This is a genomic window from Bdellovibrio bacteriovorus, from assembly GCF_001592735.1.
Taxonomy (GTDB): domain Bacteria; phylum Bdellovibrionota; class Bdellovibrionia; order Bdellovibrionales; family Bdellovibrionaceae; genus Bdellovibrio; species Bdellovibrio bacteriovorus_D.
This window is the reverse complement of sequence record NZ_LUKE01000001.1, coordinates 809,598-834,387: the sequence shown is the minus strand read 5'-3', so window position 1 is coordinate 834,387 and position 24,790 is coordinate 809,598. Positions and strand designations below refer to the sequence as shown.

Here is a 24,790-nt window from a genome sequence, read left to right as displayed (position 1 = left end):
GCCTTTTTGCTTTCATTTTTAAATGAAAATTACTGTGCTGTCGTGTTGATCCAGTCATAAACGGCGTTTACTTTTGCGTAAACACCGTAATAATTGGCACGCGCACAACCTTGGCCCCAGCTCACAACTCCGATCAAGTAACGTTGACCGTTGATGTCGTTAGCGACAAGGGGACCACCGCTATCACCTTGGCAAGAGTCTTTGCCACCTTGCGGGTAACCCGCGCAAAGCATAGTGTCTTTGATTTGGCCTTTGTAACCTTTGTTACACTCGTCAGCCGTCACAAGTGGCACGTCCACTTTTTGCAATTTTGGAGGCAAAGAGTAGGCCCCTTCTTTTAATGTTCCCCAGCCCGCGACGGTCGACATGATTTCATCGGCACCGATTTGGATTTCAGTGGGGTTCAAAGCGATGGGCTCATAAGAAGAGTCTTCGTTTGTTTGGATCAACGCATAGTCGTATTCCATCGTGCGCGTATTATAAAGTGGGTGCGCAATGATTGTTTTCGGAGTCAGGACTTCGGCATTCGCAGAATTTTTTTGATCATGAAGACCCACTAAGATCTTACGAACAGTTCCGCCCTTTACACAGTGAGCTGCGGTTAGCACCCAATTTTTTCTAATCAAAGAGCCACCGCAAAAGTGGGAACCACTTTGCAATGAAACGATAAAAGGAAACTCACCGACAGAGGCCTCAACGCCACCGACGATTTTTTGTTCAAACTGACCTGATTTTGCAAATGCAGAAACTGTCAAAGTCATTAGACCGATGACAAGTGCATGCTTCATAACGTTCATAAATCCCCCTCATAGACCACGAGTCCTTCATGGTTCGAGATATAATTACAGAACGTTTTTTGTTGTTGAGCAAAGACTGGGTTGCATTAAGTTAAGGAACTAGCCCAGGTGCATGTCGACACCGTGGTGCCAAAGGTCTAGTTGACCCATGACTCCAGCGCGCTGCGGGCGATTGTAATTTGCTTTTTCTTCCGGACTTCTTTGTCGCGTTCTTTTTCAGGAAGGGGCGGCAGAAGGGCGAAGTTGATATTCGTCGGTTGGAAGTGTTCGGCCCGTGTTGGGTCGGTGATGGCCTCTAAAAGAGAACCAAAAGCACTTTCGCGCGGGGGAGGACTGAACGGCTTGTCTTTTAATTTTTGATCTAAGAAACGTGAAACCATAAGCCCTGTGCAAGTGGATTCAAAATAACCTTCAACACCGGTGATTTGGCCGGCAAAGAAAAGCCAGGGGTCATTTTTGCTGGAAAGATCTTTATTCAATCGTTTTGGTGAATTGATAAAAAGATTGCGATGGATGCTGCCTAGTTTTAGAAACTCCGCATTTTCTAGTCCCGGAATCATGCGAAAAACGCGCACTTGTTCGCCATAAGCCATGCGTGTTTGAAAGCCGACCATGTTGTAAGCCGTGGCTTCTTTATTGTCCTGGCGTAATTGCACGACGGCCCAGGGATAACGGCCGGTGCGCGGGTCATCTAAACCAATGGGTTTCATCGGACCAAAGCGCAAGGTTTGCGGACCTCGCTCGACCATCACTTCAATGGGCATACAGCCTTCAAAGAAATCGGTGGTTTCAAAATCTTTTGGTTCAATTTTTCGCGCTTTTTGGATCTCTTCGATAAAGGCATTGTACTGCTCTTTGTTCATCGGGCAGTTGTAATAGTCGCCGGTGCCTTTGTCATAACGATCGGCTTTCCAGGCGATGTCGGTGTTGATGGTGTCGGCATCAATGATCGGCGCGATCGCATCAAAGAAATAAAGGAATTCATCACCAAAGTGCTGGCGCATGCTTTCGGCTAATGAATCATGAGTCAAAGGGCCTGTCGCGATCACTGCGGGGCGAGGAATTTGATCCAAAGAGCTGACCACATCGTTGCGGATTTCAATGCGCGGATGATTTTTAATTCTTTCGGTGATTAATGCCGAAAAGACCTCGCGGTCCATACCCAAGGCTTGACCGGCAGGGACTTGGGCTTCATAAGCCACTTGCAAGATGTGGGAATTCAACTTTTGTGCTTCCCATTTTAACTGGCCTGGGGCGGAATGTTCGCCCATGCTGCCAAAGGAATTAGAGCAAACCAATTCGGCAAATTTTGCGGTTTTGTGGGCCGGCGTCATGGTTTTATCACGCATCTCAAAAAGAACGACTTCATAGCCCAGATCAGCTAGCTGCAGGGCGCATTCAGAGCCGGCCAAACCCGCGCCCACCACCGTAATTTTTTGATTTTTAGAGAAATGAGTCATCAACTTCAAACCTTTGTGATAATCCTTAGCGCATGGATTCAAACCAGAAACCCAAACGCAAACTTTCAGTCGGTTCGGAAGTACTACAGAGTCTTTTCGAAAATGGCAAGTCGCCATTGTCCGAGCAATTTATGCGTTGGAAATTATGGGCCAAATGGGAAGAGGTTGTGGGTCCCACCATCTCTAAAAATGCCGAACCTGTCGGGTTTCAAAGAGGTGTTTTGTATGTGTGGGTGCGAAACTCAACCTGGATGCAGCAGATGAGTTTCATGGGCAATCACATCCGCGATACCATCAATCAAAAGTTTGAAAAAAACTTTGTAAAATATATCAAATTCACCTTGGATCGCCGCGAAGTTCCGACTTCAGATCAACACGAATTCCGTCAGATGATTCAAAAAATCGCTCCTGAAAACGACAACGATTAAGCTCTATTTTAAAAGTTCTTCGCTGGTGTTTAGAATCCAGTTCAATTGGCTTTGCACATTCACGTAGTGACCGGTCCCAAGACATCTATCTGGATTTTCATCTCCTGGAAAGACATATGGAGCGACTTCGTAAGCGATCCCGACAAGAACCAGTCCCTTGGAGGTTTCTAAAAATGAAGGCCCTCCCGAATCACCGGTGCAAATGCCTTGGCTTTTGCCATCGCTCTGATCAATTTCAAAGGTCATGCGCTCGGGATTATAACCTTTTCCCTCGACCTCACCTTGGCGCAAAATTCCGGACTTCCCGTCACGCAAGGCCTCTCCGGTGACGCGCCCAAACCCCACGGCTAAAAGTTTTGTGAACGGTCCGTTGATCTCCAGAAACTCGTCCGATTCCGGCAAATGAGGATAGATGGTGGAAGCTGGCAATTCATTTTCTAAAAGCAAAATGGCGATGTCATGATTTTCGATGCGCAGGTCTTGTTCCTCTTTGGGTAAAGAAGCGCGATACGCATTTACATCGGGAATGAACTCTTCATGTTGTTTGAATTTTAAAACTTTGTTCGTGGTGGTCACGCCCTTTTCATCTACAACGTGCAATCGATGAGTCATATCGGGGCCGCCTTGAACGCAGTGGGCGGCCGTAATGGCGATCTTAGATGTCAAGGCGGAGGCGGTGCAAATAGAGGCTCCATCCATATCGGAGGTGGCGGTGCTATCGGTAGACACCAACATAAAAACAGTGCGTGCAAGTTTGTCTTGAGCCGGAACCGGATTGCCGCGAATAATGTCGGCAGAAACCGCCGGGTCGATGAAACCTAGCTCGTGGTTTTGCGGAGCTTCTTGGCAAGCGGCTAAAACAAACAGTGAGGCAAAAAATATTTTTTTCATCGCATCCTACATTCTTAATTAACGAAAACTTATAATGATAAAGCTACTGCCTTGAGCCGCGTAAACATTGGTTCGCGGATCGGAAAGCACGGGTTTGTTTCCCTGGTAAACAACTTGGCGTCCATTGATGGGGCCGTGAGGATTGTGGACGTAATTAATTGCGGCCGTGGGATCGTCGGCCAAGATTTCTTGGGCTAAGATCATGCGATCTCCAAATTGCGGCAGACCCGTGTTGCCGATGGCGATTTTATCCGTCGGGTTCCATCCCCAAATACGGGGGACTCGGCTCCAGCCAAAAACATGGGTTCCACCTGGTTTTTGCGCAATCATGATACTCCCGGGGGGCACATGATAGTTCTGTAAATTCGCGAAAGGAACTTCTTGAACGGTCAACCAGGCAGCACCGGAATTATAAGCCTTGATGGCGATGCTTTTCATTTCCACCGAAGACTGCAGCTCACCCAAGCGCCAAGGCATGTTTGCAAGTTGTTCCCGGAATTCTACGCTTAATTGCGCGATGATATATTTTGACATCGCGGCGGTGCAGCCTTCAGGTCCCAAGCTGCGTCCGGTTTTTTCTTCTCCGGGTGTAGGCAATTGGGCCGCGCCAGCAAATATCAAAAGCTGCTCTGCACGCTGTCCGATGGCGCTGCTTGCTGGCGTTCCCGCCAAATTCAACATGTGGCGAAGCTGGTTGTGGATTTCGGTTTGCTTTGCGGGATCGATGGGAATTAAAGCAATCATCCATGCGGGAATGCGCGCTTTATCTAAAGCCAACTGCACATCGGACGGCAATTGGTAAAAGCGTTGCTGAACGGCTTCATTTAAACCCACGTCTTTAATTAACTGGGGTAACCACGAGGCTCCTCTTTTGACATCTTGAAAAAACCAGGCCGGGGTGGCCGCCACGATTTCAGCCTTCGCCGCAAAGGAAACTGCCAGAAGGGCCGTAGTTAGAAATATTTTGGCAAATTTCATGGGATTCCTCGCAGTGTGAATGTCTCATTATGAGACGTTCATTTTTTTAGCGCTCCAGAAGATAAAATGAGCAATTTAGATTCCACGGTCATCGCCGTCGTAGGCGATCTTAAGAAGAATTTTTCTAACACGTGCCGTGATTTGTTCAGGTGCTGCGGCCTTAGGTCTGGAGAGTTCTTTGTAATAGAGATCCGGCCTTGTCAGTCTTCCCTCGGATATCTATCTTAAAACAAATTGGAGAATGTTTATGAGTCAAGCCGTCCAGCCCTTGAAACCTACGGATCCCGTTTCTTTTTATGCCGAATTGACCTGCCGTAATTTTCATTTTGTCTCTTCTGATTTACAAAAAAAATTGTCTCAAGTGCGCGTGCTGATCGCGGGTTGTGGCAGTACAGGCGGAGCATGTATCGAGGCTTTGGCGCGAGCGGGGGTTCAGCATTTTGCCCTGGCGGATAATGGCAGTTATGAATTGAATAACTTGAATCGTCAGCATGCACGCTTAGAAAATTTGGGCGAAAACAAGGCGGCTTTTCATGCCAAAGAAATTAAAAGTATCAACCCCTACACGGAAGTCGGAGTCAGTGAAGATGGTATCAATGCGCAAAATGTGGATCGTTTGGTGGAATGGGCGGATTTCATTTTTGATGCGGTGGACGTAACAACTCCATCGGGTATTAAGGCCAAAGTTTTATTACACCAAAAGTGTCATAAATTTAAAAAGCCCGTTCTAAGTGGTTTGGATCTAGGTTATTTGCAATGGGGTTGCAGTTATGATTATCGCCGCGGAGAGATTGCACCTTTAAAAGGAAAAGCCGATGCGGCGCTGACGGCTAAACATCCGATCGCGGCGTTGTGTGCGATCTATCCATTGCACATCATACCCAATGATTGCGTCAGTTTGCTTGTTGATCTTTTTGAGCAAAAGATTGATTTTGCTCCGCAGATGGGGTGCACGTCTGATGCGCTTTCTGCGATCATCGTACCGGCACTGATGAAACTTGTCGGAACAGGGGAGCTTATTTCGGGATGGCATTTGGATTTAGCTCCTTATCGCTACACGCGTAAAGAGCGGTTTTCGAATTGGCTGCGAAGTTTTGCTTTACGTCGCAAAATGCGATCCCACTTGCGACGCTTAAGATAGATTTAATAACCGCTTAACAAATTCAATGAACTCCGTCGGCTTTTCCATTTGCGGGCAGTGGCCACAGCCTTTCCACTCCACAAAGTTCACGTGGTTAAAGACGGGCTTGAGTTCCCTTTCAACTTCAAGCTTGTTAAAGACAGGATCTGAAGCACCACTTAAGACTGTGATTGGGATATTCAACGGCGTGAAGAGTTGAGGCAGATGGATTTGGGCCATTTCGTTTAAGACCGCGACTTGTGATCCCATGTCGATGGCAAAGCGGGGATCTCGGCCTACGCTGGCCCACACACCTAAGGTTTCTTTGTTTTCGAAGTAATGGGTTAAAAGTAGCGGGTTTTGCCACACAAGTCCCAGGCCTTCTTGCATCAAAGGGTCCCAGAAGTTTTGGCTGCCTTCGCGGCATTCTCGCAATCTTCGTGCGACATCCGGTGCCTTGGACTGAAGGTCTTTTTCAGATAAGGCCATCATTCGTTTGAAAACGGCTCCTAGATCCATGGTGGGCCCTAAAAGAAGGATCTGCTCCACCTGCAACTGGGGATGGAGACGAAGAAGGTCGGTCAATCCTCGAGCTCCAAATGAAGAAGCGACAATAAGTTTGGGTTTGGCTTGTTCAAGGGCGGCTCGGAGGTCATTCCGCCAATGGGTGTAGGCCTGGGCCGGAACAAACGGAGTGCCCTCAGGCCGGAACGCCGAAGGTTCATCCCAGAATACAGCCGGTATTCCCTGAGCTTTCAGTTTATCGGATAAAATAAGACGATCAGGCTGGGAATTAAATCCCGGCCCACCATGAATAAAAAAGAGACTCATAGCCCAATCAACGGTCCGCCACCTAAAATCCATGCTTGTTTGCCATGCATCTTAAGTTTTAGCCATGCCTCCGTTTTTATAATATCTGAGCTTACATCGAATGTGTGCAATTTTTTTTGGAGTGGTGAGTGGACGCTCCAATATGAGAAAAAAAAGCCCTCGTTACGGAGGGCTCTTTCTTACAACATCTTTTTAAATTTTTTCTTAAAATCCAGGGTCACCTGCTGAAGGGTTTCCTGCAAAAGAAGATCTAGAAATTCTTCGATAGAAAGGTTGTAAAGTTCTGCCAATTTTTTTACGGCTTTGTTCGGAGGAGTTGAAAGGCCTCGTTCCCAGTTCGAAACAAATTGAGATGTTGTGTACCCCAGTTTCTCTGAAACGTCCCTTTGAGAAAGACCTGCCGCGATTCGGCTGTCTTTTAAATATTGAGCGAAACTAATTGTCTTTGCCATAAATGTCCCTCGGCTTAGATTTGCTTTGGTCATATCGCAAAATTCGACGGTAAACAATATGCCATGTATCGAAGGCTCTATTTTACAATGCCCGCCAAAACGGAAAATTGTTGCCCTGGGGACGTCTTAAAACGGAACTGGGCGCTATCGCGTAATCAACTAAACAATGTGAATTTAATAAACTAGCCTTTATTTTGTCTCCTATCTTGCCGAAATATGAACAGATGTGGAGATTCTATGAAATTCCGATTGGTAATTTTGGATTACCCCAAAGAACAGCTCGACAGACCCGTGGCTCAAAAAATATTGTCCGATACGGTTTTCGCAAAGCAAAAAAACTTCCTGAGAACCGAGCCTAATTACGTTGTCACCGATAAGCACGATATGATCGGGACCCATTACCTTATCTATGACACGACCGAATTTTTGGATCCAAAACTGATATTTGCGATCCGAACGACATTTTTGTCGCGCGCAGAAAAGCACCGCTTAGATACGCCGCTGCTAGGCCTCATACCACGCATGGAAGAATCTCTGCAAAATTCCTTTAACAGTTTCCGCAAAAGACACACCGAGCTTGTGGATTGCAATGCCTGGTTTGTGGATGTGAACTATTCCAAAAAGAACTCAGGCTTGAATCTTTCAGATCTGGGCTACTTTATGGTGTGTATGAATGTTTTGCGAAGTGGTTGCGATAATATTGTCGGTTGCACGAACGAGACCTATAATGCGTCTCGATGGTTAGAAAAACTCGGGGACTCTGAAAAGGGTTTGATCTTTGAGCATCCGGTGATCAAGACGCCGCATATGATGTTGATGGTAGAAAACTTCAACCTTCAACATTTTTACCAGGTCTATCAAACATACAAAGAACTTTTGGACGATACCTACGAGATATTTCCAGAGTCAGGTCGTCCGGCACAAAGCCTGACGGCTTTTGTGAACGAATTGTTTGCGCGACACCTTAAAGGGCCAGCAACTTCGGACGCGGCTTAAGTTTTGAATCTAAGTCAGACACATAGGTGACTTTTAAAATGTCACCTTTGCTGCTGATTTCCGTTCTTGGGAAGCGGGGAGGCATTCCCGCTAAGAATGGAAACCAGGCCAAAAGAATGTGGCGATAGCGAAAAAGAAAATTAAAGCTCTTAGAACCTTGGATCAAATTCTGATGCTGATTCAAAGGAAGAATTGTTGTTAACGTGTACGTGTTCTTAACAAAACTGCCTTTATATTCAAAATTGGAATCAAAATACCCGAAATTTTCATCCAGAACCGAATACACATCGCTCAAAGATTCCGCGGACTGAAATTTTTTACCCAGGGCCGTGTCCTGTAAGGTCAGAAAGATCACGCTGGCCAAGGTATCTAACTCTTGTTGGGAAAATCCATTTTTTTCTAATGCGGCCAGCAGATCAGCGAAATAGGTCAAATTTATGAGCGTGTCGGTATTTTGATAGATCAGTGGAGAGACATTCATGCTGATCAAAATCTGATCCGCAAACCATTGACCACGAGTTAAAACCACATAACGCATGATATGGGCCGAGGTGCGCAAGAAGCTGTTTTGATTTTCAGCGTAGCGTTCTGGCAAGGAAAGATAGTCCCCGTGGACGCGTCGGCGAGCAAGCTCACGATCATAGTCGCTAGAAAAAAGATTTCTTTCATCAATACCCGAAAACTTAGCAATTCTTTCGAAATGGCTTTCGGTGATTTTGATGTTGTTGTTTAACTGCGACCACCACGAAAGGCAGTCTTCGGGTTTTTCTTCGATAATATCCGGCAGACGACGTAAGGGCAGGCCGATTTCTTGAATCAGTTCACGCAAGCGAGTGGATTCGTCAGAGGCACGCTTAGAGGATCTCATATCGGATAATTCTCGCTCAGCTCTTTGGCGATTTCGTTGGCGCAGGCCACTTTTGCGATTTGGCTGATTTCAAAAATTTCCACCAGGTCTAAGCGAAGAATCGGAAAAAGAACTTCTAAGCTTTCAATTTTGATTTTCGCGCGCCCTTGCTCAAGCCGGCGATAAGATGATTCCGGTATTTTGCATTTAAGGGCGATAGCTTTACCCGTCAAATTCAGGCTCTGGCGCTTCTGTTTAAGATAGCGACCAAAATACGCGCGAAAATAGGGGTTTTGATCCTTCAGGATCGAATGAATCATATCAGCCTCCCCCTATTTTTAACTAGAAGGCGGTTGGACTGTCTACATCGAAAATTTGTTTTGTAAACAAGAAGTGACTGTCAGGGTATTGGACAGTCACTTCTAGGTAAATGAAACTTCATTGAAATGAGGGACTATTGAGTTCCCGTGGAGGTGCCGGTGTTGGTGGTTGTACCGGTTCCGCCGTCGATATAAAGCGGCGTAGGACATGTGGTAAAGCCCGATTCAAGGCCGCCGGACTCTGTGCAGCACCCGTTTTCCAACTGAACTAGGGTGGCATTTTGATTACAGCAAACGGCCGCCTTGTTTTTGCAGGTTTTTTCTTTTTTAAAGAACTTTTTGTAAGCCAGATAACCCAAACCACCGACGACCAAAGTGCCCGCAATGATCATCGGCCAAGAAAATGAAAAGGCCTGGGATTCGGGAACAAAGATATTCCATAGCCACGCCGATTTTTTATCTTTGGCAGTGGGGGAAAGCTTATTTAGAAACTCATAGGTCTTTAATGGCGATTGTGCCTGGTCGGCAGTCATGGTTTTGCCATTCACGGAAATATAAAGTTCGCCCTCTTTACTTTTCTGAACCTTGATGATCATCTCCTCAGGACCATCTTTAAGAATGACGGAGTCTTCCGTCACTTTGGCGGAAACCGCTTTGGTTTTTCCTAACTTGTAATCAAATTTTTTATTGAGCTCCGCGAATTCTCTTTTTTGGGAATCAGCTAAGCGTGTCTCCATGCGGTAGTATGTTTCCGCAAAAGTTTCATCCTTACGAACGGGCACGGCTAGATCTAAAATGTCTTTGATTTCTTCCCACTGGTCCGCCGTGGACATCGCCTTCGCGGCGTGAAGTGGAATGCTTGTCATGAACAAAGAAAAAGCCAAGGTGCTTGCTAGCGAAATTCGCCAAAATGAAACCATTCAATCCCCCAGGAAGGTCCATTTATATTATTTCATTATGATATATGAAGGATTATGGAATGGCGACGTCGTGTCTCGACTTAAGACGGGTTCGGCGCCAGAAAGCGCCGAAACAAAGTTAAAAACGTGTGGGGCAGGTAAATGAGCGGTTGGCTTTACCCATCGGAAACTCGATTTCATCGACTTTTCTTAAAAACACTTCGGTCCATTCTTCAATTGAAGCCGATCGCAAATCTCCCCGACCCGAGCGGAAAAGATCGCGGACTCGTTCTTTACCAGCGTCACCTTGAACGAAACCTCTTAATAACTTAGCAAGAAACACGCGGCCTTGTTCTTTAATCACGGTTCTCTCTAGATCAGAGGTGTGGCTGGGGCCCATCGTCGCGATACAGCGCTTAGGATTTTCCCATATAGGGGAGTTGCTCCAATCTTGAAGATTGGTTTTGCTCGCCTCTTGCGGGTCGTAACCTTTTCCGAATGTCGCGCCAAGGTCATGAATCATCAAAACGGTTTCACCGCTGCATCCGCCTTGATCATTGGTCTTACCTAAGCAGATCAGACTTTGATTGTCGTCTTTGTTATCTCCATGCATAAGAAAGATCGCCAGCAAACGCAAAGCTTCGCGCTCTACAAGCGCTCTCGCTTTTGAACCGGGCGTTTCCGGCAAAAACCTCATGAGTTCTCCGAACGACCACCCCTCGTATTCGCCGAAAAGCTTTTTGACCTTAATTTCTTTACCTTCAAACTTTCTTTCGACCGCCACAAGTTCAAATGATCGGGGATTAGTTTTGGAAGTAGGATCAATGCGGTAATCCTTAAAAGGGTCTTCGGTGCACCCAAAACAATCCAGCTTATCAATAAAGAACATGCGATCTGCGGCAAAGCCTAAGGCCCATAAAAGGCGTGTACCAAAAAGCTCACCAGAAATTTCACCGTTTTTAAAGCGATACTTCACCTTGATAAGAGACTTTTTTTCTTGCGGCAGTTCGCAATTAAATTTGCGCGTTCTTCCGCCTAACTTTTTTTCCATTGAGCGCTCGTTGACTTCACACGTGACCGGTCTTTTTAAAAGATTCATGTCTTCAGGTTCTGGCGGTGGGCCTTTTAAGACATCAAGATCGGCAGAGAAGCTAAAATCTTTCGAAATCCAAGCGGGCGCGAGCCAGACTTTGGCGTTTCGAACAGATTCAGTGCGGTTTTGGGTGGCGGCTAATGCCGGAATAGCAAATAAAAGAAGAGTGGCGGAAAAGACGTATTTCTTCATGCCCATGATGTAGCTTAAGGCACTGTGAAAAACAAGACGGGGGAAGTGAGCCCACGTTTTGCGACGTGGGCTTTGGAATTATTTCACTTGTGCCAAGTATTTATCCAGACGGTCTTTGTTCATCACAAAAGCTTTCGCTAGGTCAGTGGCACCTTTTTTAGCGTCAGCTAAATTTGTGGCTGCACCTACTTGAATCACACCCACCATGGCCATGGGAAGGTGAGACTTGCATTCGTAAACATAAACGCCTTCTTCGGTTACTTTTACCGTCACTGGTTTACCGACTTCACCTTTAAAAGCTTTTGCCCCTTTAGGAATCGTCACTGAAGCCACGTCGTGAGCCGCGTCTGTGGGAATGAATTTAATGGTGTCACCTTTAGCGGCTTTTAGATAAGCGGGCTCAAAAACCATGATGCCTTCTTTGCCGTTATTCAACATTTTGATTTCGTGAGTAGCGGCTTGAGAAGCAATACCGAAAAATAGAGATGCAGAAAGAATAGATAAGAAAAGTGTTTTCATTAGGTCCTCTTTGTTTATGTGCTACAAAGATATCCCTTCAGATCCTAAGAGTAAAGGCCACGGAATGTTGCGCCCCGCTTAGGTCTGGATTACTTTTCTTCTTTCTCAATAGAGGTTCGTAACAGGGACTTGACGTTGTTTTTACGCGTCGATCCACCCAGCATATTTTTAAGCTGGTTATGAATTGACGGGTCATTGATCAAGGCTCCTAAAGATCCCTCACCTTTGTCTATCTTCGTCATGATCGAATTCATGCGATCAATAGATTTGGCGAGCTTCTCTCCACCGCCATTGGAGTTAATTTGAGTGATCATCTTATCTGCCTGAGTCCCTGCGGCATTAAGGCTGTTTGATGCCTTTTCAAGATTTGCCATCAGACGCTCCATGCGGTTATTCGCTGTCATGGCACTGGTCATCTTATGAAGGTCGTTGATAATATCAAAAATCTTTCCGGTTTCACCACCGCGCTCTGAAATCACCCCGATTAAATCCGTGGCGCGCGCGACTTCAAGGACATCTCCTTGATCTACCATTTCTGCTTTCGGATCACCTGGAATGATAAAGACAAACTTATCCCCCAAAGCCCCTTGGGTGCGGATTTCCACTTGTGATCCTTTGCGAATGCGCGCGCGAAAATTTTCATTCACTTTCATTTTTACATCTAAGGCATTTACTTCCGGAAGGAAGGTGATTTTTTCGACGTTACCCACATTGATACCAGAGAGAGAAACCACACTGCCTTCAGAGAGTCCTTGAACTTGGTCGAAGTGAGCATGAATGCGTATGTAGTTCGTGAACAAAGCTTTGTCGGCGCCCAAAAAAAAGATGGAGCCTAAAATAAAGATGATACCCACCGAAAGGAAAATGCCCACTTTGATTTGTGTACTTGATTGCGATTCCATTATGCGCTTTCTCCGTTAATGAACTGGAACATAGGTCCGTCAGGCTCTTGTTTTAATTTATCAATGGTATATTGCTCACCGATGCGACCATTCAGTAATAAGGCCACTTTATCGCACACGGCGTAAACTGTTGGCATGTCGTGAGTGACTAAGATCGAGGTCACTCCTTTGGCCTTTAAAGACAAAACAGATTCTTGGATTTTTTTGGTATTGTAAGGATCTAACCCGGCCGTGGGCTCGTCATATAAAACCACTTCGGGATGCATCATCATCGCGCGTGCTAAGCCCACGCGCTTTTGCATACCACCTGAAAGATTCCCGGGGTAAAGATTTTCGGAGCCGGGGAGGCCAAACTCTTCAAGCTGCTCGCGAATTTTTGTCTCGACTTCTTTTTCAGTAAATTTAAAATGTTCGCGCAAAGGATAGGCGAGATTTTCGTATACCGTCATTGAATCAAATAAAGCGCCACCTTGGAATACGTAAGCCACTTTTTTACGAATTTCAACCAGCTCGCGTTCTTTCATTCCTGAGATGTCCGTGCCGTCGATAAGAATTTGCCCGGAGTCAGGTTTTTCTAATCCCACCAGGCTTCTTAAAAGAACACTTTTTCCGGTGCCCGATCCGCCGATCAGACCGAGACATTCCCCGCGGCGAACATAGAAGTTGACACCAGAATGAATTTTTTTGTTTCCGAAGGACTTATGAAAGTCGACGACTTCAATAACGCCAGATCGTTTTTCGTTGCTCATAGTTTCTCCACGATCCAGAAAAGTTTTGTTAAGAAAAAGTCACCGACCAAAATCAAAATAGAAGAAACCACCACCGCTTTGGTTGTCGCGATACCAACTTCTTTCGTTCCGTTTTTAACATTCAAACCAAAATAACAAGAAGGAATGGCGATGAAAAAGGCAAAAAAGAACGTTTTGCCAAATCCTGAAAGGTAATCACCAATGCTTGAAGTGGTCAGAACTTTTAAAAGATAAAAATTAGGATCTAGATTCAACTCGGTCGCACCGATGATCAACCCACCCATATTGCCCACAACATTGGCGATAGAAACCAAGATCGGTAATGTAATCAAACACGCTAACACGCGTGGAATCACAATTTTTTTAATCGGCGAGGTTCCCAGCGCACGAATTGCATCAATTTGTTGAGTGACGACCATACTGCCAATTTCGCTGGCGATCCCGGCGCCGACACGGGCGGCAAGCATCAAGCTTGTAAATACCGGACCCATTTCGCGCAAGATGGTGACGGCTAAAAGTTTTGGGACGTACATTTTTCCGCCAAACTTTTCTAAGCCCAGTCCGAATTGTAAAGACATCACCATACCAATGCTGATCGAAGTGATCACAATCAAAGGCAACGAACGCATGCCGACCTGGTAAATCTGTTCAGATAAAAGTTTCCAGTAAAAGCGACCTTTAAGCTCTTTAAAGAAATCGCGCGTCAATAGTCCCACGCCCCCAACGAAGCGTAAGATTTCAATCATGAATACGGAAAACTTCAAACCGACGTGATCCATCAGGGTGCTCTAAAATTCCTTTTAAAGTTTTCAAAAGCAGATTCCTCTTGGGAAAACTGCGCGGCGGTTCCGCCATAACTTAAGGTGTAATTGCAGCCATTTTTCTTAAGAAGAACAAAGGACATCTTGACCGGCACACCGTCTAATTTTCCGGTGACGATAGTTTGACGGGCTTCGCGACCGTTAAACTGAAGGTCCTCCGATTTAATAACTTTTAAGTCATTGATCGCTGAAACCGCATCACTCTCTAAAGTTTCCAGTGAGGGATCTGCGGTATTGCCGCATTCAGAAAAATAAGAAATGGTGTTCGCGGTTTTATCACTCAGCCAAGCCTTATCGACGTTGGACATTTTGATTTCTTTAAACGGCGAGGAAGGCGCTTCAAACGCCACGTCCTTGGCGGAAACAACTTTTTTTCCCGGCAGGGAAACCGAGACACATCCTCCAAGAAGTATAAACATGCTGCAAACAATGATGTGGTTTTTCATATCACCTATCTATCGGAAACTTCGTCATTATTATTGACCATGCTCTCATGATTCTCGACCAATGTCTCTGTCATGAGTTTGTCAGGCCTGACAGAAATTCTATGAAACTTTTTGCCCATCTTGAACTTATTTGCCAATGGACCTTGGCAAGGCATGGCACCGTATGTGCAACAGCATTATGTGAGTAAGCAGAGGGGTTCAAGGAGTGAACACTATCATTCAAATCATCGTGGCAGGAAGCCTGTTCTTTGGTCTAGCGGTACACGCTGCTGGCGTGAACGGTACTATTCAATTTCAGGGCGACACGGTTCACATGGAACTTAGCGGTCAACAAAGCTGGGACTATGACGTTAAACGCTTGGATCGTAAGGGAAAACCTGTCGTTCAGATGAGTGTACCTGCGATGGATGAAGCGACTATCCAAAAGCTGAATTCTTTTAAGAGTGAGTTTGTGACAGGCGTTTCTGTTGACCAAAAAGGTCCAGATGGAAAGCATATCATTTCGTTTAGCTTGGCTAATGAAGGGATTGATTCTTTCGATTATCTGACGGACCAACCGTCAAGATTGATTATCGATTTTTACGTGAACCCTTCGTCCAAAGCGGCTCCGGTTGCGAAGAAGGAAGATAAAAGCGAAACTCTGCCAACAAAATTACCAGCTAAGGTATCTAAACCAGTAGTAAAAGAACAAACTGACAAGGTTGCAAAAGGACGTAAGCCTGCCACGGCAGATTCTTTGGTGATCGCTAATAACGGTGTTTCTGTTGCGATGAATGATGGTCCAGCTCGTTCAGGTATCTTTGATGGGGGCGATCCCGATTATGATCGTTTCGCGATCAAAGATTATGAAATCAAAGAAGAGGCGATGATCCGCGCGCGCGACAATTATTATATCCCATTCCCGATGATGGAATCGCCGATGACGTATTGGGATAAAATGAAGGTGACACCTTCCATTTATGAAATCAGCCCGCAAGCGTCAGAAGAAAACAAACAGGCCCGTTTGCTTTTAACTCTGTTTGAAAAACAACGTTACTCGGTTTTTTTAAAAACGCAAAAATGGTTTAAAGAAAAATATCCGAAGTCTGAATATAACGAAATCATCGATTTTATGACGGCCGACGTGCACTTGGCTTTATGGCAAAGTGAAAAACGCATCGCAAGTTATGAAGAGGCGATGCAGCTTTATAAAGAAGCGGTGGAAAAATATCCAAAGTCTCCGCTTGCGGAGCGTACATCCCTTAAAATTGGTTACTACACTTTAGAAAGAGGCGACTTCTTAGGGGCTTTGCGGGCCTTTAATGAACATATCGAAAATAAAAACTTTCCGGACAACAATTCGATCTCTAAAGATATGGCGCGCATCGGTTCAGGTCTTGCGTTCATGAAGTTAAATCGCAGTGTCGAAGCGGTCGAGCAATTTGATAATGTTGAAAAGAATTCGACCAATCGCGATTTGAAAGTAGAAGCTTCCTTCCGCAAAGGGGATGTGTGGTTCCGATCTAAGAATTATCCAAAAGCGGTCGAAAGCTATGAAGCTTCTTTAAAAAAGTATCCTGAAGCTCAGGGCACTTACCCGAACGCTTACTATAACCAGGCAGAGTCCTTATTTTTGATGGGTAAATACAATAAGAGCTTGGACGTCTATCGTGACTTTATCAAAAAATTTCCGAGTGATGAAAATGCCGCTTACGCGATGACCCGGGTGGGTGAATTGTTAGACATCTTCGGTGCCGATACATCGCGGGTGATGGGTGCTTATTTAGAAACGTACTTCCGTTATGGCGAAAGTCCAAATGCGGTGATTGCTCGTTTGCGTTTGTTAAGTGCGCGTATGACGGCGATGAAGCCCAAAGAAGTTCGCAGTGCGGTTGAAGAAATCATGTCACTGGCTAAAAAAGTAGATTTGCCAAATATCGAGCAATTCGCGACGGTGATGGTGGCTGACGGTTACACTCGTCGTAAAGAATATCAAAAATCTATCGACCTTCTTTCAAAGTACTATAAAGAAAATCCGACTTCGGTTGACGTACCACTTATGACCAATCGTATCGTTTCCAATATTAACGATAAGTTGGAATCTGAAGTGGAATCAGGAAACTTTATCCAGAGCTTACGCACCCACAGTCAGTATGCGGATACCTGGTTAAAAAATTCTAAACGTCTAGATACGAAATATTACGTCGGTCGTTCTTTTGAACTGGGCGGCGCCCCCAACGAAGCCGAAAAATATTATAAAGATGTTCTTAATCGCACCTACGCCATCCGTGGAACTCCTGAAGCAAAAGAGATTCAAGTGAAAGAGCAAACGCCCGGCGAAGACGAGTTGAATCTGCGTTTGGCTGCGGTCTTCACGCAAGAACAAAAATACAATCAAGCTTATGAGCATTTAAAAAATATTAAAACTCCGGAAAAGCTTCCGGATCACGCGCAAATTGAGCGTGTCAACATAGCGGTGAAGTTGTTGGAAAAACGCGGCGATAATGAATCTGCCATCCGTTACTTGGGTGAGCTTTTAAGAACCTGGAAGGGTCAGCCGGAACTCGTCGCGGAACCTTATTTGAAACTGGCAGAGCTTCAATTGAAGCAAGGTCGTTTTCCGGAAGCCATCCAAGCTTTGGAAATGGTGGATCAGTTACAAACAGATTCCGGTAAAGTAGCTCCGGCTGTTCACGCCAAGGCCTTAGAGTCTTTGGGTGAAACGCTTTTGTCCAAGGGTGAAGACGACAAAGCGATCGCGGCATTCGAAAAACTCTTAGAAAAATACGAAGAAACACGTCCCCTTTCTTCGATTCGTTACAAGTTAGGACAAATTTACTTTAAGCGTGGCGAGTCTAAAAAGGCCGCGGAAGCTTGGAGTGATTTTAAAGGTGATAAAAGCGAATTCTGGAAAAACTTAGCTCAAGAGCAGCTTAAGAACTCCAGTTGGCGCGATGACTACAAGAAATATATTAAAAGAATTCCAGCTATGTCTGAGAACGAGCAAGGTAAATAGGAGTTTGGATGTCTTACTTTGATTTCGATGCGTTGACTATTGAAGATAGAAAGATGCATGAAGTGAAGCAACTGGGTTTGCAACTTGCGGCTACTCAAGCCAGTTTATTGGTGGTGGGTGAAGCGGGCGTGGGTAAAACTAGTTTGGCTCGTTACATTTACGCTAAAAGTCGCTCGCCAAGACTTTATGTTTTGGATTGCAAAAACTCGGGCGGATTTGATTTCAACCGCGTCGACGGCGGCACCCTTTTGATCGAAGATCTTGATTGTGCAAGTCTAGCCCTTCAAGGGGAATTGATGAAGTTGGTAGAGCGTACTGATGCGACTCGACCGCGTTTCATTTCAACTTCACGTCGTGATATTCGTGCCTTGGTAAAACAAGAGCAATTCCGTCAGGACTTGTTTTATAAACTCGCGGTGGTTCATTTAGAAATGCCACGCTTGGAAGATCGCGCGACTGATTTCGGCAAAATCGTGAATTTCATTTTAGAAGTATCACAAATTATGCACGGCAAAAATGGGATGTCTTTATCGGCCGAAGCTTATGGTCGTTTGAACTCTTGGAATTGGCCTGGCAATATCCGCGAGCTTGAGAACGTGGTGGAAAGAGCCGTGGTTCTTGCAAAATCTTCACACATTGAAGCCGACGCTATTCAGTTTGAGGCTGTTAATGAAGATCTAGCCCTGGATTTTGCGCCAGGGATGTCCCTTTCTGAGGTGGAAAAGCGTCTTATTTTACAGACCTTGGAACTTACAGCGCAGAACCGCACTCGCGCGGCGCAGATGTTAGGGATTAGTATTAGAACATTAAGAAATAAATTGAACGAATATAGAATGGAAGGGGTGTTATGAGCAGCGGTCTTTTTGACAAAACAACCAATGCCTTAGCGACGTCCTTGGCCATGCGCCAACTTCGTCACAACGTGACTTCATCAAATATTGCCAATGCCGAGACGCCGGGCTATCAAGCAAAAAAACTTGATTTCGAAGGGGCCTTGCAAAGAGCTCTCGATACTGATGGCGCCAAGGGCTTAAGCACCAGCAACAGCGAACATTTTGCTGTAGGCGGTACGTCCATCTCAAAAACTCGTCCCGACATTTACGAAGATCCCGAAGGCCAAGTTAATAATGATGGCAACACCGTTGATGTAGAAAAAGAAATGTCTGCGTTGTCAGAAAATGCCGTCATGTACAAAGCGGCGTTGCAGCTGATCAATAAAAAGATGGCAGCGTTAAAGTATGCAGCGAGTGAAGGTAGATAATGGCTGATTTTTTAACGGGCATGAGAGTTTCCAGCAGTGGTATGGCGGCGCAAAGAATGCGCATGAACACCATTGCGAGTAACATCGCCAATATTAATACGACCCAGACTCCTGAAGGGGGGCCTTATCGCCGTAAGGACGTGGTTTTCGAGTCGATGCCAGATGCTAAGAATTTTGGCGAGATCATTACGTCTACAGATCCAAAGGGCAGTTTTCAGCGGGTCCAGGTTACGGATATTATCTCAGATCGCAAGGCGCCGTTACTTAAATATGAGCCGGACCATCCTGATGCAAATCCTGAAGGATACGTCGCATATCCCAACATCAATTTGATGGAAGAGATGACCAATATGATACAGGCATCGCGTTCCTATGAGGCCAATGTGACAGCTCTTCAAGCGTCAAAAGATATGGCTCTGTCTGCCTTAGAGATAGGAAGATAGTTCCAGGACTAGGCCAATTTTTTAGGACTATTCGCACTCAGGTATATTACAATTTAGTTATACGCACAGGATGGGCATATGGCAGGTTTTACAGTTTCAAATTCGAATCGGTTTCTTGACACCGGTATCACCCGAGACTCTCAATCGCTTGCCATTGAAGGCGGAGTTTCTAACTCTACTTCGACAACGGGTGCAGGAAAAAGTTTTGCCGACACTTTGAAAGAAGCGGTGAGCGGCGTCAACGAAATGCAAAAATCATCAGACAAAGCAATGCAAGATCTTGCTACGGGTAAAACTGATAACGTGGCAGATGTTATGATCGCGGCGGAAAAAGCGGATATCGCTTTGAAAGTCATGGTTCAAGTGAGAAATAAAATCATCGATGCATATCAAGAAGTTATGAAGATGCAGGTTTAAGGCCGATAGGCCAAGGCGTTGGAAGCCGAAGCGCCCGTTGGCGCGCAGGCTGGAGCAGTGGTTAGGTAGCGCGCAGGATGTGCGTGAAAAAGAAGAGTTGAGTTACGGAGGAATACTTGAACAAGATTTTTGGTGGATTGGTCATTCAGTTTCGCGAGTTCTTTAAGAACTTAGGCCCAACTAAAAGACTTTCTGTCATTGCAGTGACCGTGATTGCGGTTTTTGCGTTGATGACGATGCTTTTCATGGCATCAGGCAAAGACTATGTTCCTCTTTTCACTAACATCCCATCTGAGCAAGTGTCGTCCATGGTGGCAAAGTTGAATGAAAAAAACATTCCTTTCCAATTGCGTGACGAAGGTAAAACAATCGCTATTCCAAAAGAACTTTTACACTCTACGCAAATGACGTTGATGTCTGAAATCGGTTCCCCAAAGATGGGCTCTATCGGTCTAGAGATTTTTGATAAGCAAGATTTTGGGATGAATTCTTACGCGCAAAAAATCAACTATCAACGGGCCCTTCAAGGCGAGTTGATGAGAGCCATCAACACCCTGACAGCCGTCAAACAATCTAAAGTAATCTTAGCTCTTCCTAATAAAAAGACTTTTCTTGAAGAAGGCAGCCAAGCTTCCGCATCGGTTGTCGTGGAACTTCGTCAAGGTAAAGAATTAGCTCCCGAACAAATTCGCGGGATTCGTTATCTTGTCGCCAATGCCGTTGAGGGTTTAGATGCAGATAAAGTCGCGGTTTTGGATGAACGTGGTAAAGTTTTAACTCGGACGTCTGATGGGACGACCGGTGGATCTAACGAATTGTTAGATCTGAAAGCAAAAATTGAAAATGATCTTAAAGACCGTGTTGAAGATATCCTTACAAAAGTGGTAGGACACGCGAAAGTAGTCGCGAAAGTAGACGCGACATTGAATCACCGGGTGATTTCTTCTGTTGAGGAATCTGTGGATCCCGACAAAACGGCGATTCGTTCACAACAATCCGAAGAAGAATCTTTGGATGGTTCCCGCGTGAATCCATCTGGTGTTCCGGGGTCTCGTTCGAATTTGCCAGGTGCCGAAGATCAAGGCACGGTGGGATTTAAACAAGATGTCAAAAAAGAACTTAAAACCATTAACTTCGAAGTTTCTAAGGCGACCCGCAATATCCGTGAAGCGGCGGGAGCATTAGAGCGTGTAAGTGTGGCGGTTGTCGTTGACGGTATTACAGCCACAACTACAAAAGAAGACGGTACAACTGAAACTAAATGGACGGCTCGTTCACCCGAAGAACTTAAAAAATACGAAGACCTGATCAAAAATGCGATTGGCTTTAACCAAGCTCGTGGTGACAGTGTTCGTATTGAAAATATTCAGTTCCAACCAGAGGACTTTTCAGAATCTGAAAAAATCCTAACGACTTTAGAGCGTAAAAAACTGATCCATGCTTTATTCAAATGGGCTTTGTTAGGATTCAGCTTGGCCTTGTTCTTCTTCATCGTCGTGCGTCCCTTCATGCAGTGGATCACGGACAGCTTCCAAGATTCCGTAGAGGAAATGTTGCCAAGAACTATCGAAGAACTTGAAGAGCTGCAATCGGTTGATAACACGCTTCCAGGTATGTCGACGGCGTTACCGGTATTGCAAGAATCTATTGATCCAGAAAAAGCGGAAAGCGAACTTCTTAAAGATCGTATCATGGCCAGCATGGGTCGTGACGAAGAAAAGGCCGCCAATGCCTTTGGCATGTGGCTGGTAAGGAAGGATACGTAATGAAACTTCATAAATCGGATAATATCGAATACGAACATTTGAAGGGCTTTGATAAAGCCGCGATCCTGATTAATTATCTTGGCCGTGATGCGGTGAAAGTTTTATTGCGCCGTATGGATGACGCAGACATTCGAAAACTTATCAACCAAATGAGCAAATTGCGTGTCGTTCCGGTTCACGTGACTAAACGTGTCCTAGAAGAGTTCTATGAAATGATATCAGAGACTGAAGATTATATTTTCTCTGAAAGTATCTCCGCTAAGGACACGATCGTGGATGCTCTGGGAGAAGAGCGCGCCCGTGGTATCCTGGGCGGTTTGAATATCAATGCCGGTGGATCTCGCTCGTTAGAATCCTTAGAGATGGTGGATGCGAAGTCGTTAGCGACCTTCTTAGTGAATGAACATCCACAAACCGTTGCCGTTATCTTGGCGCACTTAGAGCCAGAGAAAAAAGGTGAGGTCCTTAAACGTCTTCCTGAAGCCTTGCAAGCCGAAGTGGTTCTGCGTATGGCGAACTTAGAACACGTCGATCCAGAGCTTATCGCGGAAATCGATCGCGTTTTGAAAAATCAATTATCAAATACAGCTACGGTCGAACAAGCAGCACTGGGCGGGGTTCAGCCTGTCGCCGAAATGCTCAACGTTATGGACAAAAACACGGAAACGGCGATCATGTCGCGCTTGGAAGAAAAAGATCCTCTTCTTGCCGAAGAGATCCGCAAGCTTATGTTCGTCTTCGACGATATCGCGAAAATCGACGACCGTGGTATTCAAGCTCTTCTCAAAGAGGTTCCGAACGAAAAACTTCTTTTGGCCCTCAAAACAGCCAGCGAAGATATTCGCAACAAGATCCTCAAAAATATCTCCGCCCGTGCGGCCGAGATGTTGCGCGAAGACTTGGCGAATATGGGACCTTCTCGTTTGTCCGACGTCGAAGGAGCTCAACAAGAGATCGTCAATGTGGCTCGTCGCTTAGAAGCCGAAGGAAAAATCTTAATCGCTCGTGGTGGTTCAGAAGATGCAATGGTCTAATAAAGGCGGCTCTGCCGGTCAATCTCCAAAAATCAAGGCCGTCCTTCCTAAGGATGTGGCGGATAAAACTGTTTTGGAATTTGTGCCAGCTCGATTTGACTTGGGCACCCCTAAGCAAGCTTTGCAATACTTAGCAGAAAAAACCAAGGGTTCTGATTTCCGCATGAATGATGCGGTTCGAGTGCAAACAGGCATCGATCAAGTAGAGCAAAATACCGAAGAAGAAAAAGTCGAAGAAGCGGCTCTTGAAAAATTAAAAGAGATTCAAGAGGGTGCCTATGAAGAAGCTTATAAACTGGGTCTGGAAGAAGGCCGTAAAGAGGCTTTCGACAAGGTTTCGGCACAAATCGCGGAAAGCATGCAAAGCATGGATACTCTTCTAAACGGTATCAAAGATATTAAATCTGAAATGGCGACCTTTAACGAAGCGCATTTGATTAAACTTGTTTTTCAAATGGCCGCACGCTTAGCGAAAACGGAGCTCGAAGGCAATAATGAGGCCATGGTGAAGATCCTTAAAGATGCGGTGAGCTTGTCGCAAGACGAAGAAAATATCACTGTGCGAGTTTCCCAAAAGCAGTTTGAATTCCTCGAGGAGCTAAAAAAAGAATCCGGCCGTGAGTTTGAATTCATTAAGCGCATTCGTTTTGAGCCAAGTGCCGAGGTCAGTGATGGCGGCTGTATCGTAGAAACAAACTATGGCGAAGTCGATGCGCGTATTGAACAACGTGTAGAGCAGCTGTGGAGTGTTCTTTCTGAAAATATTCCTAAAGTTAAAGACAAGGCTGCAAGCTAATGAGCGATCTTTCCTTGAATTTGGAAAAGTATTCCGATGTCGTCAACTCTATCCATTTAACAAAGGATAGTGGCAAGGTGACGGAGGTCAACGGTATGTTGATTAAGGGATATCTTCCGGGTGCAAGTGTGGGCAGCATCGTTAAGATCAACCCTTCCGGCATGGAGAAATCTTTTTTGGCCGAAGTCGTGGGCTTTAAAGACAAACACGTCTTGATGATGGCCCTGAACGACATGCGTGGAGTTGCGTTAGGTTCTAAAATCACTCTGGATCGTCAAATCGCGACAGTCCGAGCGGGGGATGAGCTTTTGGGTCGCGTCGTTGATGGCTTAGGCCGTCCGTTGGATGCTAAAGGCGAAGTTGAAAATTTCCGCGAAATTCCTCTTTATAGCGAAGTTCGTAACCCCCTCATGCGTCGCCCGATTCGGGAACCCCTAGACCTTGGCATTAGAGCCATTAATGGTGCATTAACCGCAGGGCAAGGTCAGCGTGTCGCAATTATGGCAGGCTCGGGTGTGGGTAAGTCGGTCCTTTTGGGAATGATGGCCCGAAACACCAATGCCGATGTTAATGTGATCGCGATGATTGGTGAGCGTGGTCGTGAGGTCCGTGAGTTTATCGAACACGATTTGGGGCCTGAGGGTATGAAACGTTCAGTGGTCGTGTGTGTGACTTCCGATCAAAGTCCTTTGCTGCGAATGCGAGGCGCCTATGTGGCGACCGCTTTAGCCGAGTACTTTAGCTCGCAAGGTAAGAATGTTTTATTGATGATGGATTCAGTGACTCGTTTTGCCATGGCCCAAAGGGAGATCGGTCTGAGCACCGGGGAACCTCCTTCACAAAAAGGATACACGCCCAGTGTATTTGCGACCTTGCCAAAACTTTTAGAGCGCGCCGGATCTTTTGAAGGTGAAGGCAGTATCACAGGATTTTATACGACTCTGGTTGAAGGGGACGATATGAATGATCCCATCGGGGACTCGGTTCGTTCGATCGTTGATGGACATATCGTATTAAGTCGTGCCTTGGCGCAAAAGGGCCACTTCCCGGCCATTGATATCATGCAAAGCGCAAGTCGGGTGATGAGGGCCGTGACGTCGAGTGAACATGCTCGTTTAGCGCAAAAGCTGCGTGAAACATTGGCGGTTTATAAAGAGGCCGAAGATTTAATTAATATTGGTGCTTATAAACCGGGTTCCAACCCAAAAATTGATAAGGCCGTAAAGGTCATCGACGGGGTGAATGACTTCTTAAAGCAAAGAGTCGAGGATCCCACGACATTCACTCAGACCGTAAGAATGATGCAACAGATTCTGATGAATGCTTAATAAAGACAG

The 24,790-nt window shown here is 45.6% G+C and carries 27 protein-coding genes; 12 read left to right on the top strand and 15 right to left on the bottom strand.

Translation table 11 applies throughout. The annotated features are described in order from the left end of the window. Positions 1–29: 29 nt before the first annotated feature. Both AZI86_RS03970 and trmFO read right to left on the bottom strand, forming a co-directional pair. On the bottom strand, positions 30–797 hold the full coding sequence (locus AZI86_RS03970; protein WP_253715690.1) for a S1 family serine peptidase: 768 nt from the start codon (positions 795–797) through the stop codon (positions 30–32). Between the two features lie 137 nt (positions 798–934). Continuing rightward, a complete protein-coding gene (trmFO, locus tag AZI86_RS03965) occupies positions 935–2,257 on the bottom strand; it encodes a methylenetetrahydrofolate--tRNA-(uracil(54)-C(5))-methyltransferase (FADH(2)-oxidizing) TrmFO (protein WP_061833793.1) in 1,323 nt (440 codons plus the stop codon). Positions 2,258–2,388: 131 nt separating this feature from the next. Between trmFO and AZI86_RS03960 the strand changes: the two genes are divergently transcribed. After that, on the top strand, positions 2,389–2,685 hold the full coding sequence (locus AZI86_RS03960) for a DUF721 domain-containing protein (RefSeq protein ID WP_253715684.1): 297 nt from the start codon (positions 2,389–2,391) through the stop codon (positions 2,683–2,685). 3 nt (positions 2,686–2,688) lie between these two features. On the opposite strand, the gene AZI86_RS03955 is transcribed toward AZI86_RS03960, so the two are convergent. Further along, positions 2,689–3,576, bottom strand: a complete 888-nt coding sequence (locus AZI86_RS03955) for a S1 family peptidase (RefSeq protein ID WP_061833791.1) — start codon at positions 3,574–3,576, stop codon at positions 2,689–2,691. 18 nt (positions 3,577–3,594) lie between these two features. Continuing rightward, on the bottom strand, positions 3,595–4,554 hold the full coding sequence (locus AZI86_RS03950; protein ID WP_061833790.1) for a hypothetical protein: 960 nt from the start codon (positions 4,552–4,554) through the stop codon (positions 3,595–3,597). Positions 4,555–4,801: 247 nt separating this feature from the next. Here AZI86_RS03950 and AZI86_RS03945 point away from each other — a divergent pair, with 247 nt between their 5' ends. After that, a complete protein-coding gene (locus AZI86_RS03945; RefSeq protein ID WP_061833789.1) occupies positions 4,802–5,695 on the top strand; it encodes a ThiF family adenylyltransferase in 894 nt (297 codons plus the stop codon). Here AZI86_RS03945 and AZI86_RS03940 read toward each other — a convergent pair. Together AZI86_RS03940 and AZI86_RS03935 are read right to left on the bottom strand one after the other, a co-directional pair. Next, positions 5,687–6,505, bottom strand: coding sequence for an alpha/beta hydrolase (locus AZI86_RS03940; RefSeq protein ID WP_061833788.1), 819 nt, complete (start codon positions 6,503–6,505; stop codon positions 5,687–5,689). The genes AZI86_RS03945 and AZI86_RS03940 overlap by 9 nt on opposite strands. Positions 6,506–6,684: 179 nt before the next feature. Further along, the gene (locus AZI86_RS03935) at positions 6,685–6,957 is read right to left on the bottom strand and encodes a helix-turn-helix domain-containing protein (protein ID WP_061833787.1); all 273 of its coding nucleotides are present in this window, start codon (positions 6,955–6,957) and stop codon (positions 6,685–6,687) included. Between the two features lie 237 nt (positions 6,958–7,194). Here AZI86_RS03935 and AZI86_RS03930 point away from each other — a divergent pair, with 237 nt between their 5' ends. Beyond that, positions 7,195–7,953, top strand: coding sequence for a hypothetical protein (locus tag AZI86_RS03930; protein ID WP_061833786.1), 759 nt, complete (start codon positions 7,195–7,197; stop codon positions 7,951–7,953). On the opposite strand, the gene AZI86_RS03925 is transcribed toward AZI86_RS03930, so the two are convergent. From AZI86_RS03925 to AZI86_RS03885, 9 genes are all read right to left on the bottom strand, one after another. Further along, a complete protein-coding gene (locus tag AZI86_RS03925; RefSeq protein ID WP_061833785.1) occupies positions 7,922–8,821 on the bottom strand; it encodes a hypothetical protein in 900 nt (299 codons plus the stop codon). The genes AZI86_RS03930 and AZI86_RS03925 overlap by 32 nt on opposite strands. After that, positions 8,818–9,120 (bottom strand): helix-turn-helix domain-containing protein, encoded by a 303-nt coding sequence (locus tag AZI86_RS03920; RefSeq protein ID WP_061833784.1) that lies wholly within the window; start codon positions 9,118–9,120, stop codon positions 8,818–8,820. Before AZI86_RS03920 ends, AZI86_RS03925 begins: the two co-directional genes overlap by 4 nt. A 134-nt stretch (positions 9,121–9,254) precedes the next feature. Then, on the bottom strand, positions 9,255–10,040 hold the full coding sequence (locus AZI86_RS03915) for a hypothetical protein (RefSeq protein ID WP_061833783.1): 786 nt from the start codon (positions 10,038–10,040) through the stop codon (positions 9,255–9,257). Positions 10,041–10,158: 118 nt separating this feature from the next. Continuing rightward, a complete protein-coding gene (locus AZI86_RS03910; protein WP_157684617.1) occupies positions 10,159–11,304 on the bottom strand; it encodes a hypothetical protein in 1,146 nt (381 codons plus the stop codon). Positions 11,305–11,382: 78 nt separating this feature from the next. Continuing rightward, entirely contained in the window at positions 11,383–11,823 is a 441-nt protein-coding gene (locus AZI86_RS03905; protein WP_061833781.1) for a pseudoazurin, read from the bottom strand. Positions 11,824–11,912: 89 nt separating this feature from the next. Next, positions 11,913–12,725 carry an MlaD family protein gene (locus AZI86_RS03900; protein ID WP_061833780.1) on the bottom strand — a complete coding sequence of 271 codons (813 nt, stop codon included), beginning with the start codon at positions 12,723–12,725 and terminating at the stop codon, positions 11,913–11,915. After that, the gene (locus AZI86_RS03895) at positions 12,725–13,474 is read right to left on the bottom strand and encodes an ABC transporter ATP-binding protein (protein WP_061833779.1); all 750 of its coding nucleotides are present in this window, start codon (positions 13,472–13,474) and stop codon (positions 12,725–12,727) included. Before AZI86_RS03895 ends, AZI86_RS03900 begins: the two co-directional genes overlap by 1 nt. After that, positions 13,471–14,253: an MlaE family ABC transporter permease gene (locus tag AZI86_RS03890; protein ID WP_061833778.1), complete on the bottom strand. Its 783-nt coding sequence runs from the start codon at positions 14,251–14,253 to the stop codon at positions 13,471–13,473. Before AZI86_RS03890 ends, AZI86_RS03895 begins: the two co-directional genes overlap by 4 nt. Continuing rightward, positions 14,253–14,741, bottom strand: coding sequence for a hypothetical protein (locus AZI86_RS03885; protein WP_253715681.1), 489 nt, complete (start codon positions 14,739–14,741; stop codon positions 14,253–14,255). The genes AZI86_RS03890 and AZI86_RS03885 overlap by 1 nt, the downstream gene beginning before the upstream one ends. Positions 14,742–14,946: 205 nt before the next feature. Here AZI86_RS03885 and AZI86_RS03880 point away from each other — a divergent pair, with 205 nt between their 5' ends. From AZI86_RS03880 to AZI86_RS03840, 9 genes are all read left to right on the top strand, one after another. After that, a complete protein-coding gene (locus AZI86_RS03880) occupies positions 14,947–17,736 on the top strand; it encodes a tetratricopeptide repeat protein (protein ID WP_061833776.1) in 2,790 nt (929 codons plus the stop codon). An 8-nt stretch (positions 17,737–17,744) separates the two neighbouring features. Next, positions 17,745–18,587: a sigma 54-interacting transcriptional regulator gene (locus tag AZI86_RS03875; RefSeq protein ID WP_061833775.1), complete on the top strand. Its 843-nt coding sequence runs from the start codon at positions 17,745–17,747 to the stop codon at positions 18,585–18,587. Beyond that, positions 18,584–18,997 (top strand): flagellar basal body rod protein FlgB, encoded by a 414-nt coding sequence (flgB, locus tag AZI86_RS03870; RefSeq protein WP_061833774.1) that lies wholly within the window; start codon positions 18,584–18,586, stop codon positions 18,995–18,997. The genes AZI86_RS03875 and flgB overlap by 4 nt, the downstream gene beginning before the upstream one ends. Next, positions 18,997–19,440: a flagellar basal body rod protein FlgC gene (gene flgC, locus AZI86_RS03865; RefSeq protein ID WP_061833773.1), complete on the top strand. Its 444-nt coding sequence runs from the start codon at positions 18,997–18,999 to the stop codon at positions 19,438–19,440. The genes flgB and flgC overlap by 1 nt, the downstream gene beginning before the upstream one ends. 78 nt (positions 19,441–19,518) lie before the next feature. Then, a complete protein-coding gene (gene fliE / locus AZI86_RS03860) occupies positions 19,519–19,857 on the top strand; it encodes a flagellar hook-basal body complex protein FliE (protein ID WP_061833772.1) in 339 nt (112 codons plus the stop codon). A gap of 116 nt (positions 19,858–19,973) precedes the next feature. Further along, the gene (fliF, locus tag AZI86_RS03855; protein WP_061833771.1) at positions 19,974–21,623 is read left to right on the top strand and encodes a flagellar basal-body MS-ring/collar protein FliF; all 1,650 of its coding nucleotides are present in this window, start codon (positions 19,974–19,976) and stop codon (positions 21,621–21,623) included. Next, complete coding sequence (gene fliG, locus AZI86_RS03850) at positions 21,623–22,657, top strand: flagellar motor switch protein FliG (protein WP_061833770.1); 1,035 nt, start codon at positions 21,623–21,625, stop codon at positions 22,655–22,657. Before fliF ends, fliG begins: the two co-directional genes overlap by 1 nt. Beyond that, on the top strand, positions 22,644–23,453 hold the full coding sequence (locus tag AZI86_RS03845; protein ID WP_061833769.1) for a FliH/SctL family protein: 810 nt from the start codon (positions 22,644–22,646) through the stop codon (positions 23,451–23,453). The genes fliG and AZI86_RS03845 overlap by 14 nt, the downstream gene beginning before the upstream one ends. Further along, a complete protein-coding gene (locus AZI86_RS03840; protein ID WP_061833768.1) occupies positions 23,453–24,781 on the top strand; it encodes a FliI/YscN family ATPase in 1,329 nt (442 codons plus the stop codon). Before AZI86_RS03845 ends, AZI86_RS03840 begins: the two co-directional genes overlap by 1 nt. The last annotated feature ends 9 nt before the right edge of the window (positions 24,782–24,790 follow it).